At 68.4% G+C, this 14,159-nt stretch carries 13 protein-coding genes and 1 riboswitch; of the genes, 9 read left to right on the plus strand and 4 right to left on the minus strand.

Going from position 1 to position 14,159, the window contains the following annotated elements; all coding sequences use genetic code 11:
• Positions 1–173 precede the first annotated feature (173 nt).
• The 3 genes from IEY43_RS15680 to IEY43_RS15690 form a co-directional block, all read right to left on the minus strand.
• Positions 174–803 (minus strand): methylated-DNA--[protein]-cysteine S-methyltransferase, encoded by a 630-nt coding sequence (locus IEY43_RS15680; RefSeq protein ID WP_188949577.1) that lies wholly within the window; start codon positions 801–803, stop codon positions 174–176.
• Complete coding sequence (locus IEY43_RS15685; protein WP_188949579.1) at positions 800–1,297, minus strand: RNA polymerase sigma factor; 498 nt, start codon at positions 1,295–1,297, stop codon at positions 800–802. Before IEY43_RS15685 ends, IEY43_RS15680 begins: the two co-directional genes overlap by 4 nt.
• Before the next feature lie 124 nt (positions 1,298–1,421).
• The gene (locus IEY43_RS15690) at positions 1,422–1,982 is read right to left on the minus strand and encodes a histidine phosphatase family protein (RefSeq protein ID WP_188949581.1); all 561 of its coding nucleotides are present in this window, start codon (positions 1,980–1,982) and stop codon (positions 1,422–1,424) included.
• 113 nt (positions 1,983–2,095) lie between these two features.
• A riboswitch (SAM riboswitch) is annotated at positions 2,096–2,190 on the plus strand.
• Positions 2,191–2,302: 112 nt separating this feature from the next.
• Here IEY43_RS15690 and IEY43_RS15695 point away from each other — a divergent pair.
• A complete protein-coding gene (locus tag IEY43_RS15695) occupies positions 2,303–3,670 on the plus strand; it encodes an O-acetylhomoserine aminocarboxypropyltransferase/cysteine synthase family protein (protein ID WP_188949583.1) in 1,368 nt (455 codons plus the stop codon).
• Positions 3,670–4,164, plus strand: a complete 495-nt coding sequence (locus IEY43_RS15700) for a CoA-binding protein (RefSeq protein WP_188949585.1) — start codon at positions 3,670–3,672, stop codon at positions 4,162–4,164. The genes IEY43_RS15695 and IEY43_RS15700 overlap by 1 nt, the downstream gene beginning before the upstream one ends.
• A 75-nt stretch (positions 4,165–4,239) precedes the next feature.
• On the opposite strand, the gene IEY43_RS15705 is transcribed toward IEY43_RS15700, so the two are convergent.
• Positions 4,240–5,274 (minus strand): ABC transporter substrate-binding protein, encoded by a 1,035-nt coding sequence (locus IEY43_RS15705; RefSeq protein ID WP_445236377.1) that lies wholly within the window; start codon positions 5,272–5,274, stop codon positions 4,240–4,242.
• Between the two features lie 188 nt (positions 5,275–5,462).
• On the opposite strand from IEY43_RS15705, the gene IEY43_RS15710 reads away from it, so the two are divergent.
• The 7 genes from IEY43_RS15710 to ptsP all read left to right on the plus strand — a co-directional run bounded on the left by IEY43_RS15710 (position 5,463) and on the right by ptsP (position 14,126).
• Positions 5,463–6,425, plus strand: coding sequence for a FecCD family ABC transporter permease (locus tag IEY43_RS15710; RefSeq protein ID WP_188949587.1), 963 nt, complete (start codon positions 5,463–5,465; stop codon positions 6,423–6,425).
• Positions 6,422–7,450: a FecCD family ABC transporter permease gene (locus tag IEY43_RS15715; RefSeq protein ID WP_188949589.1), complete on the plus strand. Its 1,029-nt coding sequence runs from the start codon at positions 6,422–6,424 to the stop codon at positions 7,448–7,450. The genes IEY43_RS15710 and IEY43_RS15715 overlap by 4 nt, the downstream gene beginning before the upstream one ends.
• Before the next feature lie 148 nt (positions 7,451–7,598).
• Complete coding sequence (locus IEY43_RS15720; RefSeq protein WP_209550368.1) at positions 7,599–8,456, plus strand: polysaccharide deacetylase family protein; 858 nt, start codon at positions 7,599–7,601, stop codon at positions 8,454–8,456.
• A 195-nt stretch (positions 8,457–8,651) separates the two neighbouring features.
• Positions 8,652–9,428 carry a DeoR/GlpR family DNA-binding transcription regulator gene (locus tag IEY43_RS15725; RefSeq protein ID WP_188949591.1) on the plus strand — a complete coding sequence of 259 codons (777 nt, stop codon included), beginning with the start codon at positions 8,652–8,654 and terminating at the stop codon, positions 9,426–9,428.
• On the plus strand, positions 9,425–10,414 hold the full coding sequence (locus tag IEY43_RS15730) for a 1-phosphofructokinase family hexose kinase (RefSeq protein ID WP_188949593.1): 990 nt from the start codon (positions 9,425–9,427) through the stop codon (positions 10,412–10,414). Before IEY43_RS15725 ends, IEY43_RS15730 begins: the two co-directional genes overlap by 4 nt.
• Positions 10,411–12,438, plus strand: coding sequence for a PTS fructose transporter subunit IIABC (locus IEY43_RS15735; RefSeq protein ID WP_188949595.1), 2,028 nt, complete (start codon positions 10,411–10,413; stop codon positions 12,436–12,438). The genes IEY43_RS15730 and IEY43_RS15735 overlap by 4 nt, the downstream gene beginning before the upstream one ends.
• Positions 12,435–14,126 carry a phosphoenolpyruvate--protein phosphotransferase gene (gene ptsP / locus IEY43_RS15740; RefSeq protein WP_188949596.1) on the plus strand — a complete coding sequence of 564 codons (1,692 nt, stop codon included), beginning with the start codon at positions 12,435–12,437 and terminating at the stop codon, positions 14,124–14,126. The genes IEY43_RS15735 and ptsP overlap by 4 nt, the downstream gene beginning before the upstream one ends.
• Positions 14,127–14,159: the final 33 nt, after the last annotated feature.

The following is a 14,159-nucleotide window of genomic DNA, read 5'->3' on the forward strand; positions in this document are numbered from 1 at the left end:
TTTGGCGACATGCCCGGGATCCGGGGTGTTGGGTTTAGGCGGTTACACTCTGAATTCTGAAGAGCCAGATTCCCGTCCTGTTCAGGAGGCTTTGTTGAGGTCACGTGTATTAGGACTTATGCATCTAGCTAAACGACCGAACAAAAGAATGTTAAGTCTGCGATTTGAAGCTGTCAGAACAGGGTGGCTTCGCCGCCGTCGAAGTCCGGGTTCTCCAGCTTCAGCAGCCGGGTCTTGATGCCCAGTCCCCCGAGATAGCCTCCCAGCGAGCCGTCCGTGCGCAGCACACGGTGGCAGGGAAGCACGATGGGCAGCGGGTTCGTGGCGCACGCCGAGCCGACAGCCCGCACCGCCTTCGGCTTGCCGATGTGCTCGGCCACCTGGGCGTAGCTCTGGGTCTGCCCATAGGCGATGTGGCCCAGCTCCAGCTGCACCTGCCGGCGGAACTCGGTGGAAAGCCGCAGGTCCAGCGGCAGGCTGAACTCCTGCAGCGTGCCGGAGAAGTACTGATCGAGCTGCCTGGCCGCGTCGTCGAGCGATCGGTCGTCCTTCAGGATCCGCGGGCCCACCTTGTGCGCGAGCGCCTCGAGGATGCGCTCATGTCCCTCGGTTTCAAAGGCCACCCGGACCAGCCCGGCCTCGGTGGAGGCCAGCAGCAGCCGGCCGATCGGGCTGTCGACAATGCGGTAGGAGATTTCGATCAGCTGCTGGCTGCGGGCATCATGAACAAATTTTTTGTTCAGTTCCGCCAGGATCCGCGCTTCGTCCTGCGTCGCGGGGACGGCTGCAATCCGTTCGCTCATGACAACTCCTCCAGCATCTGTGCATGCTTCCATTGGGCACGCAGGTTCTTGATCCCGTCGCTGCCCGCCCGGCGGGCGGCCGCTTCGGAACCGGAAAGGACCTGTGCGATCTGCGCGTAGCTCAACCCGCCCAAGTACCGGTAGGCGAGCACGAAACGCTGCTTCGGAGGCAGCGCATTGAGCGCCTGCCACAGTTCCCGATCCATGATCCTGGCTTCGGGCAGCCCCGCCCGGCCGGCTTCTGCCTCGGGCAGCATCTCGGTCAACACCTCGGGATGGTTCTTGCGCAGCTCGTCGATGGCCTTGCGGTGGGCGATGGTCACCAGCCATGCCTGCACGTTGGCATCCTCCGGAAGATCCGGATAGGCCTTGAGGGCGGAGAGGAACGTTTCCGACCACGCATCCTGGGCGCGATGCTCGTCAAGCAGGGCGCGGCACACGCGCAACACGGTCAGCCCATGGTCTTGGACGATCCGTTCGAACGGTATCTGCATGGCTCTCCCGGCAGCTGCTTCCCCTTGCGGGCTCTCACCTTGTAAACGTACCGCAGGCTCGGTTTGTGAGGTCGGGCGCGAAAAATTTTCCTCCGCGGTATCAAGGTGCAGGCGTGGAAGCCGGTTACAGACGCACCGGATCCGTGTCAGCGGCGATTTCTTCCAGCCGCTCCAGGTCGATGTCAATCACTTCGCCGTTATCGACGCCTTGGGCTTGCTTGCCGCCGGCGAGCGCATCGCGGATCACGCGCATGGTGGCCCCGTGGCTGACGATCATGATCCTGCGCCCCTCGTGTTCCTGCACCAGCTGCAGCAGCGCGGGCAGGGCCCGGTCCAGGATCTGCCGGTGGGTTTCGAGCTCGTGCTGCACCTCGGCGGCTTCCAGGTCGCTGACCTCTGCCATGATACGCCCCTCCAGCGGGCCGAAACTCCGCTCAATCAGGGGGTGCACCGCCGGGCCGGTCTCGGCCCCGAGCTGCTCGGCGATCAGCGCCGCGGTCTCCTGCGCGCGGGCCAGCGGGGAGGCCAGCAGCAGGTCCCAGCCCCTGCCCTTCAGAAAGCGTCCAAGGCTGCGCGCCTGGTGGCGCCCGGTGTCATTCAGCTCGATGTCCGTGCGGCCCTGCAGGCGGCCAGCCAGGTTCCAGTCGGTTTGCCCATGTCGTACCAGTGCCAGCGCAGTGTCCATGACTCGAGCATAAGCGCAGCGCAAAGGTATCGAATAATCTCCGGCAAAGGAAGCAATACGCAACGTTACGACTCATAGTTGGGTCATTTTCGGTCATGTTGCGAAGATTGTTACAACCATCCCGAGCGGCCGAGAGATCTGGTTCGATGACGCCGCAGCAACCTGCCACAGCCGGTGGATACGGTGCTACCGCCAGAAACGATGGAGCTGCTTTCCGCCTACCCGGCGCTGAAGCGACATTGAACCGGGATTCCTGCCTCGATGGCTTCCGTGCCCCGCGCGGAGGTCAAAAACGTATCGACAAGGAGTCAAAAGCCACCATGGCAGACCACAAGTTTGGATTCCGCACCCGCGCGCTGCACGCCGGCGGCACCCCCGATGCCGAACACGGCGCCCGCGCGGTGCCGATCTACCAGAGCACCTCATTCGTCTTCAAGGACGCAGACGACGCGGCGAACTTGTTCGCCCTGCAGAAGTACGGCAACATCTATTCGCGCATCGGCAACCCCACCGTGGCCGCGTTCGAGGAACGCATGGCCTCGCTGGAAGGCGGCATCGGCGCGGTAGCCACCGGCTCCGGCATGGCCGCGGAGTTCGTCACCTTCGCCGCGCTGGCCCAGGCCGGCGACCACATCGTGGCCTCGGCCAAGCTCTACGGCGGCACCATCACGCAGCTGGACGTCTCGCTGCGCCGCTTCGGCATCGACACCACCTTCATCGATTCCAACGACCCGGCCGATTTCGAGGCAGCGATCCAGGAGAACACCAAGGCCGTCTACACCGAGGTCGTGGCCAACCCGTCCGGCGACATCGCGGACCTGGCCGGGCTGGCCGACGTGGCGCACCGCCACGACATCCCGCTGGTGGTCGACTCCACGCTGACCCCGCCGTACATCCTGCGCCCGATCGAGCACGGCGCGGACATCGTGATCCATTCGGCCACCAAGTTCATCGGCGGGCACGGCACGACCCTGGGCGGCGTGGTCATCGAGTCCGGCACCTTCAACTGGGGCAACGGCAAGTTCCCGACCATGACCGAACCGGTGGCCAGCTACGGCAAGGTCTCCTGGTGGGCCAACTTCGGCGAATACGGCTTCCTGACCAAGCTGCGCAGCGAGCAGCTGCGCGACTTCGGCCCGGCGCTGCCGGCGCAGTCCGCCTTCCAGCTGCTGCAGGGCCTGGAGACCCTGCCCCAGCGCATGGACAACCACCTGGCCAACGCCAAGCAGGTCGCCGCCTGGCTGGAAGCCGACGAGCGCGTCACCTACGTGAACTACGCGGGGCTTGAATCCCACCCGCAGCACGAGCAGGCCTCCAAGCTGCTGCCGATGGGCGTCGGCTCGGTCTTCAGCTTCGGCGTCAAGGGCGGCCGCGAGGCCGGCGCCAAGTTCATCGACGCGCTGCAGCTGGCAAGCCACCTGGCGAACATCGGCGATGCCCGCACCCTGGTGCTGCACCCGGCGTCGACCACCCACCAGCAGCTCAGCGGCGAACAGCTGCTCGCCGCCGGCGTTCCGGAGGACCTGATCCGCCTGTCGGTCGGCTTGGAGGACGTCGAGGACATTCTCTGGGACCTGGACCAGGCGCTGTCCGCCTCGCAGGAGGGCTCGTTGGAGTCCGATTTCGCGGCACCGACCTATGACGGGGCATCCTGCGCCGTTCCCGTTGCTTCGAAGGGAGCCAACTAATGAGCACCGCTGAACGCACCTGGCAGGGCCCGGGCGCCGCAGAACGCCTGAACATCCTGCGCGAAACCAAAACCATCGCGATTGTCGGCGCCTCGAACAAGCCCTCGCGCGCCAGCTACTTCGTGGCCACCTACCTGCTGTCCTCCTCGAAGTACAAGGTGTACTTCATCAACCCGGTACTGGACGAGATCCTGGGTGAGCCGGTGTACAAGTCGCTGGCCGACCTGCCCGAGTCACCGGACCTGGTCGAGGTGTTCCGCAAGCATGACGACATCCCCGGCGTGCTGGACGAGGCGCTGGCGGTCGGGGCGAAGACCCTGTGGCTGCAGCTGGGCACCTGGCATGAAGAGGTGGCCCATCGCGCCGAGGCCGCGGGCTTGAACGTGGTCATGGACCGCTGCGTGAAGATCGAGCATGCGCGCTTCCACGGCGGGCTGCGCCTGGCCGGTTTCAACACCGGCGTGATTTCCTCCAAGCGCCAGCTGCTGGCCTAGGAAATCCCCGGACGAACACAGCGGTGCCGCCCTTCTGCATGAAGGGCGGCACCGCTGTGTTTGTCTTCTTTGGCGCTACTTGACCAGGTAGCCGCGCAGGTCGTCCAGGATCTGGTTGGCGCCGGTCGGGCCCAGGCCCAGGAACCAGACGTCGTCGTTCACGCGGATGGCATGTTCGTCCTTGACCGCCTGCAGCTGGCCCCAGAGTGGACCTTCCACCGCGGCCTTCTCGCCGGTGGCCTCGGGCGTTCCGTAGGAGGTGTAGAACAGCCAGTCGGCATCGGCATCGGCCAGGTTCTCCGCGGAGATTTCAGCGGCCAGGTCGTCGATGTTCTGGTTCTCCGGGCGGGAGAATCCGGCGTCGGCCAGGATCACGCCGATCAGCGACTTGTTGGCATACAGGCGGATCTTCTCCGGCATGAAGCGCAGCAGGGAAATCTTCGGATCGCCCTCCACGTCCTCATTCAGCGCAGTGGCCTTGGTCTGGTAGTCGTTCAGCACTGAAACCGCCTTGGTTTCCTCGCCCAGCGACTCGCCGGCCAGCAGGAAGTTCTCCTTCCACGGGAAGCCAGGGCGGATGGAGAAGACGGTCGGGGCGATCTGGTTGAGCTGGCTGTACAGCTTGTCTGCGCGCAGCTGGGAGCCGATGATCAGATCCGGGTTCAGCGCGGCGATGGCCTCCAGGTTCAGCTCCTGGATGGTGCCTACGGTTTTGGCATCCTTGACCTCGTCGGCCAGATAGCTCGGCACGGAGTTCGCGCCTTCGGTGGAAGGGATGCCCACCGGGGTGATGCCCAGGGATAGCACGGCATCCAGCTCGCCGGTATCCAGCACCACCACGCGCTGCGGCTTGGCCGGGATTTCGGTGGTGCCGTTGGCGTGGGCCACGGTGCGGGGGAACTGGCCGGCTTCGGCGTCCGAACCGAACTTGGCGGTTTCCGCATCCGCGGTTGTGAAGCTCTGGCCGCCCACGGCCACGTCCTTGTTGCCGGCGTTGGAGTCGGAGGTGCTGGTAGCCGCGCCGCAGCCGGCGGTGACTGCAACCATGAGTGCAGCGGTGGCGCCGAGGATGGTGCGGCCCCACGAGGTACGAGTATTCAAGAAATTCACAACGCCAATATACCGTATTCATTGGCGTCGAATGATAGGTAAGCATCATCTACCGCAACATTCGCGATAAGGTGTTCCAGTCACCGTTCTCAGCGTGAAAGTGCGACTCCCCCACCGTGAAGACCTTATCTCCACCCGATGATTTGCAACGCAGCAAGTCACCGAGCAAACATTTGTTGATTCTCGGAATGCTGGCGGTCCTGCTGGTCGCACTGGCCGCCGCGTCGTTGACCATCGGCTCAAAATCCCTAAGCCTAGAACAAATCTTTTCGGCGCTGGCCGATCCCGCGGAATCCGTTGAGCGCAGCCTCATCCTGTCTTCGCGCTTGCCCCGCGCGCTGCTGGCGGTCCTCGCCGGCGCCGGGCTGGGTGTGGCGGGGCTGCTGGCCCAATCGCTGACCCGCAACCCGCTGGCCGAACCGGGCATCCTGGGCGTCAACGCCGGCGCCTCGCTGGCCATCGTGACCGCGGTCGGGTTCCTGGGGGTTTCGGGTTTTGCCGGCTACGTATCCTTCGCCTTCCTCGGCGCGCTGCTCACCGCCGCTCTGGTCTACCTGATCGGCCGCCCCCGCGCAGGATCCTCGGACCCGGTGCGCCTGGTGCTCTCAGGGGTGGCCATCGGCGCGATTTTCACCGGCCTCGGCACCGCCTTGTCGCTGGTGCGCCCGCAGGCCTTCGACCAGCTGCGCGCCTGGACCATCGGTTCCCTGCAGGGCAGGGATGCCTCCATCATCGTTCCGCTGGCGCTGCTGACTGCCGTCGGAATCCTGCTCGCGGCGCTCTGCGCGCGATCGCTGGACGGGCTGGCGCTGGGAGACGACGCGGCCACCGCGCTGGGTGTCAACGTCCGCAACACCCGCATCCTGGTGCTGGTCGCCATCACCGTCCTGGCCGCCTCGGCCACCGCCGCCGTGGGCGCCATCGGCTTCATCGGCCTGATGGCGCCGCACGCCGCGCGCCGGCTGGCCGGATCCGGCACGGGCTGGGTCATGGCCTATACCTGCCTGCTGGCGCCCATGCTCCTGCTGGTTGCCGACGTGCTGGGCCGCGTCATGCTTCCCGGCGAACTGCAGGCCGGCGTGGTCTGCGCGTTCATCGGGGCGCCGCTGCTGATCATGCTGGCCCGCAGCCCCAAGGCGGCGGCCCTGTGAGCATCGCATCGGCCAACAGGACCCGGACGCTCAAGCGCTCCACCCGCTCCCGCTCTGTCGGGCTGGCGCTGGGGGCCGCGGCCCTGCTGGCGACCGTGTTTGCGGTCTCCGGCGGCGAATATTCCATCACCCCGTGGCGTGTGCTGACGATCCTCTTCGGCGGCGGCGAGGGGCTTGAGACCACCGTCGTCTGGCAATGGCGCATGCCGCGCGCAACCGCCGCGCTGGTGTTCGGCGCCGGGCTTGCCGTATCCGGCGCGGTCTTCCAGACGCTGACCCGCAACCCGCTGGGATCCCCGGACATCATCGGCTTCTCCACCGGCGCCTATACCGGCGCGCTGGTGATGCTGACCGTACTCGGCGGCGGCTTCCTCGCCACCAGCCTGGGTGCGCTGGCCGGCGGCCTGCTGACCGCCTTCGTGGTCTACCTGCTAGCCTGGCGCAACGGCACCCACGGCTTCCGGCTGATCCTGGTGGGCATCGGCGTCTCCGCGGTGCTCGCCTCGTTCAACCACTACCTGGTGCTGCGCGCGGAACTGGACGTGGCCATGGCCGCCGCCGTGTGGGGCGCCGGCACCTTGAACGGCGTGACCTGGGCCGGGGTGATTCCGGTATCCATTGTCGTGCTCGCGTCCCTGGCCGCGGTGCTGGTCGGCTCGAAGTCGCTGCAGATGCTGCAGATGGGAGACGACCTGGCCAGCGCTTTGGGCATGAAGGTCGAACGCACCAAGCTGGTGCTGGTGACGCTGGCGGTCCTGCTGGTTTCCGCGGTGACTGCCTTGGCCGGCCCGATTGCGTTCGTGGCGCTGGTCGCCCCGCAGCTGGCGCGGCGCCTGGTGGGCGGGGGCTCGCTGAACCTGATCCCCACGGCACTGACCGGGGCGTTCCTGCTGGCGCTGGGAGACCTGCTGGCCCAACAGCTGTTCGCCCCGATCCAGCTGCCGGTGGGTGTGGTCACCGTGTGCATCGGCGGCATCTATCTGGTGTATCTGCTTAACCGCGGGACCCAGCGGATCCGCGGGTAGCGCGCCTCACGCCCGACTGAGACCCGGGGCACACCAATGCCCGGAATCCCGGGGGTTTTGCCCCGTTTTGATAACGATTCGGTGGAGTTTGCGGCGGGTGCGGTCCGCCAGTTTGAAAACCGCCGCCCCGGCGCGGGAAGGTTGGCTCATGCCTTCCCTTTCCCGCCGCTTTGCGGTGCTCCCTGCCCTCGCGTCCGCACTGCTGCTGGCTTCCTGCGCTGCGCAGGCCCCGGCCGAGGACGGGTTCGCCAAGCAGGCGGCGCAGAAGCTGCTTCCGGGACAGGAAAGCCCGCGGATTTCCGGCTCGACCGGAGTGCTGGCGCAGGCCGCACCCGACGTGCCCGCTGTCGTGGCCCCGGCAGGACCGCTGCGGCTGCATCCTCGCCCCGAGGTCGACTGCGACCAGGCCAAGTGCGTGGCGCTGACCTTCGACGACGGACCGGGCCGCCACACCGAGCGGCTGCTGGACCATCTGGCCGCCGCGGACACCCCGGCGACGTTCTACCTGCTGGGGCAGAACGCCCAGAAGTATCCGCAGACCCTGCGCCGCATGGTCGTCGAGGGGCACCAGCTGGGCAGCCACACCCATGACCACAAGGCGCTCACGTCACTGAGTAGCTCGCAGATCACCCATGAGATCGACACGGCAGCGGCCATCATCAAGGACCTGAGCGGAATTTACCCCAACACGGTGCGTCCGCCCTACGGCGCGCACAACACCCAGGTGGATGCGCTGATCGATGCCCCGCTGGTGCTGTGGGATGTGGACACGCTGGACTGGAAGCACCGCGACCCGGCCAAGGTCGCGAGCATCGCCATGAAGGAAGTGCGCGACGGATCGATCATCCTGATGCACGATATCCATGAGAGCACCGTCAAGGCCGTGCCCGAGCTCGTCAGGCAGCTCAAGCGGCAGGGCTACACCCCGGTCACCGTCGACGAGCTGTTCGACGGGCAGGACTTCAACAGCTCCACCGCCTACACCAGCCGCAACCAGATCCGCTAATCGCACTCTTTCTCCGCACGCACGCAATCAGCCGCCGGGACGCTCGAGGCCCGTTTGAGCACACCAAACCCACCGAAACGCAGATAAACCCAAAAGTTCCCCCGCATTTCACTTGACCTGGCCACACAATCGGGCATAAAGTCATCTAAACACAGATCCATATGTTGCAGGTCATGAACCCCAGCGGAGGCAGAAATGTTCGCCGAAGAACGACACCGGCTGATCACAGAGCAGCTCGCGGCCGATGGAAAAGTCACCGTGGCGCAACTCGCCGACCGCTTCGACATCACCCGCGAAACCGTGCGCCGGGACCTGGCGCAGCTCGAATCCGAGAACCACTTGCGCCGCGTGCACGGCGGCGCCGTCGCCACCAGCGAGGCCAGCACCCGCGAGGAAAGCTACGTGGTGCGCACCGCAATCCACGCCGAGGCCAAGGCCCGCATCGCCCAGCGCGCGCTCAGCCTGATCCCGGTCTCCGAGGCCTCGGTCATCCTGGACGCCGGGACCAGCACCGAAATCCTGGCCGAGCGCATGCTCAAGACCAACACCGGAAACGGCCTGCTGGTCATCACCCACGCGCTGCCCATCGCCTCGGTGCTCGTGCAGAGCCCGCACATCGCCCTGGAGCTGATCGGCGGACGCGTCCGCGGCATCACCGGCGCGGCCAGCGGCGCGCGCACCGCCCAGGAATACGCCAACTACCGCGCGGACATCGCCTTCATCGGAACCAACGGGCTTGATGCCGGCTTCGGGCTGAGCACCCCCGACCCGCTGGAAGCGGCCGTCAAGCGCTCCCTGGTTGCCAGCGCCCGCCGCGTGGTGCTGCTGGCCGACGGATCGAAGTTCGACCAGGAAACCCTGGTCCGCTTCGCCGCGCTGGACGCCATCGACACGCTGGTCACCGACCGGTTGCCGGGCGCCGAACTGGCCGCGGCGCTGGAAGCCGCCGAGGTCGAGGTGATCGTGGCATGATCGTCACCCTGACCTGCAACCCGGCGCTGGACAAGACCATCGAGCTGGAGTCCGCGCTGGTGCCCGGGGCCGTGCAGCGCGCCGAATCCAGCCACCTGCAAGCGGCCGGCAAGGGCGTGAACGTCACCCGGGCCATCACGGCGTCGGGCGGGCAGTCCCTGGCCCTGCTGCCCGGGGATGCCGCCGATCCGCTGGTCATGGCCCTGGCCGCCGACCAGCTCCCGCACCGCGCGCTGCCCATCGCGGCCCCGCTGCGCACCAACATCACGCTGGTTGACCGCCAGGGCACCACCACCAAGATCAACGAACCGGGCCCGGTGCTCGGCGCCGCCACCCTGGCCCAGCTGGAACTGCTGATCATCCAGGAACTGGCCGCCACCCGGGCCACCTGGCTGGTGCTGGCCGGATCGCTGCCTCCCGGGGTCCCGGAGGACTACTACGCCACGCTGACCGCACGGCTGCGCGAGCGCCTGGGCAGCAGCTGCCCGAAGATCGCGGTGGACACCTCCGGCGCACCGCTGCGCCAGCTGTTCGCGCACGGCCCGCAGCACGTGCCGGACCTGCTCAAGCCCAACGGCGAGGAACTGGCCGAACTGGCCGGATCCACGCTGACCGAGGAAGAGCTGGAAGCCTCCCCGCAGCTCACGGCCCGCACCAGCGCCACGCTGCTGGAGCGCGGGGCCGGGGCGGTGCTCGCCACGCTGGGCGCCGCCGGGGCGGTGCTGTCCACCCCCGACGGCGCCTGGCATGGAATCCATGACCCGGTCACCGTGCGCAGCACCGTGGGCGCCGGGGATTCATCGTTGGCCGGCTATCTGCTGGCAGATACGGCGGGGGCGGACCCGGCGCAGAAGCTGCGCCTGGCCATCGCCTACGGGACGGCCGCGGCCTCGCTGCCCGGCTCGACCATTCCCACCCGCCACGACCTCCGCACGGACGCTGTCGCCGTCACCGATCTCACGCCAAGACAAGGATCCCAACCATGAGCGATCTGATCACCCCCGGGCTCGTCGCCCTGGACGTCCACCTGGGCGCCACCGCCCACGACGTCATCACGCATCTGGCCAACCAGATCACCGCACAGGGCCGGGCCACCGACGCCGCGGAACTGGCCGAGCACGCGCTGGCCCGCGAGGCGAAGACCGCCACCGGCGTGCCCGGCGGCATCGCCATCCCGCACTGCCGTTCGGCCGCGGTCACCGCCCCGACCCTGGCCATGGCCCGGCTGGCCGACCCGGTGGACTTCGGCGCCAAGGACGGCCCGGCGGACCTCGTCTTCTTCATCGCCGCCCCGGAAGGCGCGGACAAGGACCACCTGAAACTGCTGTCCAGGCTGGCCCGCGCGCTGGTCAAGAAGAGCTTCACCGCCGCGCTGCGCGAGGCGCAAAGCAACCAGGAGATCGTGGACCTGGTCTCCGAGGTCATCTCCGACGCCCCGGCCGCACCGGCAGCAGCCCCTGCAGCGGCACCGGCCCCGACTGAACCGGCCGCGGCCAAGCGCCCGAAGGTCGTCGCGGTCACCGCCTGCCCGACCGGCATCGCCCACACCTACATGGCCGCCGATGCGCTGGCCCAGGCCGCGCAGGAGCTGGGCATCGACTTCGCCGTGGAAACCCAGGGGTCCTCCGGGTCGACCCCGCTGGATCCGGCGCTGATCAGGGACGCCGACGCAGTGATCTTCGCCGTTGACGTGGATGTGCGCGACCGCGGGCGCTTCGCCGGCAAGCCGGTCATCCAGGTGCCGGTCAAGCGCGGCGTGGACGAGCCGGCCAAGCTGCTCGCCGACGCGGTGGCGGCCTCCACCGACCCCCAGGCCCGCCGGGTGCCCGCCGCTTCCGCGCAGGAATCCGCGGACACCGCGGAGTCGAAAAAGGAGAGCTTCGGCGGCGGGCTGAAGCGCGCGCTGCTCACCGGCGTGTCCTACATGATCCCCTTCGTTGCCGGCGGAGGCCTGCTGATCGCGCTGGGCTTCCTGCTCGGCGGCTACGCCATCACCGACGTGGCGGACGCCTATCTGGGCGAGAACACGCTGTGGCACCTGCCCGATGCCGGGCTGGCCGCCTATCTGGGCGCCGCCGCCTTCAAGATCGGCTCGCTGTCCATGGGCTTCCTGGTTCCGGCGCTGGCCGGCTACATCGCCTACGCCTACGCGGACCGTCCGGGCATCGCCCCGGGCTTCACCGCCGGCGCGGTGGCCGGCTTCATGGGCGCCGGGTTCATCGGCGGCATCGTCGGCGGCGTGATCGCCGGCCTGGCCTGCCGCTGGATCAACTCCTGGCCGGTCCCGCGCTGGCTGCGCGGGCTGATGCCGGTGGTCATCGTGCCGCTGCTGGGCTCCATCATCGCTTCCGGGCTGATGTTCCTGGTGCTCGGCGGGCCGATCGCGCGCCTGACCGTAGCGCTGAACGACTGGCTCTCGGGCATGTCCGGTGTGGCCGCCGCGGGCCTGGGCCTGATCCTGGGACTCATGATGGCCGTGGACCTGGGCGGCCCGGTCAACAAGGTGGCCTACTCCTTCGCCGTGGCCGGCCTGGGCGCCGGATCCCTGGCGGAGAACCCCGCACCGCTGATGATCATGGCCGCAGTGATGGCCGCCGGCATGGTGCCGCCGCTGGCCATGGCCCTGGCCACCGTGATCGCCCCGAGGCTGTTCAGCGGGGCCGAACGCGAAAACGGCAAGGCCGCCTGGCTGCTGGGCGCCGCCTTCATCTCCGAGGGCGCCATCCCGTTCGCCGCGGCCGACCCGCTGCGCGTCATCCCGGCCTCCATGGTGGGCGCCGGCGTGACCGGCTCGCTGATCATGGTCTTCAACGTGGTCAGCCAGGCCCCGCACGGCGGCATCTTCGTCTTCTTCGCGATGAACAACACCTGGCCGTTCTTCCTGTTGGCCACCGTCATTGGTACCGTGATCTCAGCGCTGCTGGTCATCGTCCTGAAGAAGTTCGTCCGCAAGGCCCCGGCCGCGCAGGTCCAGCCGGCGGCCGCGCAATCGGCAGGAGTGGCAGCATGAGCACGCAGCAGGTTTCCTACCACGGCGTAGGCGTCAGCGCCGGGCGCGTCATCGGACCGGTGCTGCGCATGCCCGATCCCATCGCGGCCCCGTCCGACGGCGCCCCGCTGCCGGAGGGAAGCACCGCGCAGGCTGAAATCGAGCGCCTCACCGCTGCCACGCAGTCCGTCGCCGCGCAGCTCAAGGCACGAGCGGCCACCGCCACCGGGGATGCCCAGGGGGTGCTGAAGGCCACCGCGCTGATGGCCAGCGACCGCACGCTGCTCAAGTCCGCCAGCACCCTGGTCTCCGGCGGTACCTGCGCCGAATCGGCCATCTGGGAGGCCGCCGATGCGGTGGCGACCCAGCTGGCCGCGCTGGGCGGCTACATGGCCGAACGCGCCGGCGACGTGCTGGATGTGCGCGCCCGCATCGTGGCCGAGCTGCGCGGGGTCCCTGCCCCGGGCATCCCCGACTCCCAAGAGCCGTTTGTGCTGGCCGCGGTGGATCTGGCCCCGGCCGACACCGCCACCCTGGATCCGGCCAAGGTGCTGGCCCTGGTCACCTCCGACGGGGGCCCGCAGTCGCACACCGCGATCATCGCCCGCTCGCTGGGCCTGCCGGCCATCGTCGCCGCCACCGGCACCACCGCGCTGCGCGACGGCATGCAGGTCTTCGCCGACGGCATCAGCGGCACCGTGACCACCAACCCGGGCGCGGAACAGGAACATCTGGCCGCCACCTACGCGAACCGCGAACCGCTGCCGGACTTCGACGGCCACGGCGTGCTGGCCGACGGGCATCCGGTCCCGCTGCTGGCCAATGTGGGCGGGGGCAAGGACGCGCAGGCCGCCGCGGCCGCCGGCGCCCAGGGTGTGGGCCTGCTGCGCACCGAGTTCTGCTTCCTGGGCCGCGATGCCGAGCCGACGCACGAGGAACAGGTTCAAGCCTATGGCGCGGTGTTCGAAGCCTTCGCCGGCAAGAAGGTCGTGGTCCGCACGCTGGACGCCGGGGCGGACAAGCCGCTGCCGTTCCTGACCGATACCACCGAGCCGAACCCCGCCCTGGGCGTGCGCGGCTACCGCACCGACGCAGCCAGCCCCGGCGTGCTGGCCCGCCAGCTGGCGGCCATCGCGCAGGCGGCCGCGGAGCACCAGGCCGAGGTCTGGACCATGGCGCCGATGATCTCCACCCCGGCCGAGGCCGGCGCCTTCGCGGCCATGGTGTCTGCGGCGGGGCTGCCCACCGGCGGCACCATGATCGAGGTTCCCTCCGCCGCGGTGCTGGCCGGCGGGATCCTGTCGCGCTGCGATTTCGTTTCGCTGGGCACCAACGACCTGACCCAGTACACCATGGCTGCCGACCGCCAGCTCGGCACCATGGCCGAACTGAACGACCCCTGGCAGCCGGCGGTCCTGCACCTGGTCAAGGCCACCGCCGAGGGCGCCCTGGACGCCGGCGGCAAGCCGGTGGGCGTGTGCGGCGAAGCCGCGGCGGACCCGGCCCTGGCGGTGGTGCTGGTGGGCCTGGGCGTGAACACGCTGTCCATGAACAAACGGGCCCTGCCGCCGGTCGCGGCGGTGCTGCGCACGGTGGACCTGCCCGCCGCCCAACGCCTGGCCGCGCTGGCCCTGGAGGCCGATTCGGCTTCCGAAGCCCGCCGGCTCGTCCGCGCCGAACTGCCCGAGCTGGACCGCTTCGGCCTTTAACCGCATCCCTGCACCATCTGGAAAACAAAGGAG

It is taken from the genome of Glutamicibacter protophormiae (genome assembly GCF_014647495.1).
GTDB classification, from domain to species: domain Bacteria; phylum Actinomycetota; class Actinomycetes; order Actinomycetales; family Micrococcaceae; genus Glutamicibacter; species Glutamicibacter protophormiae.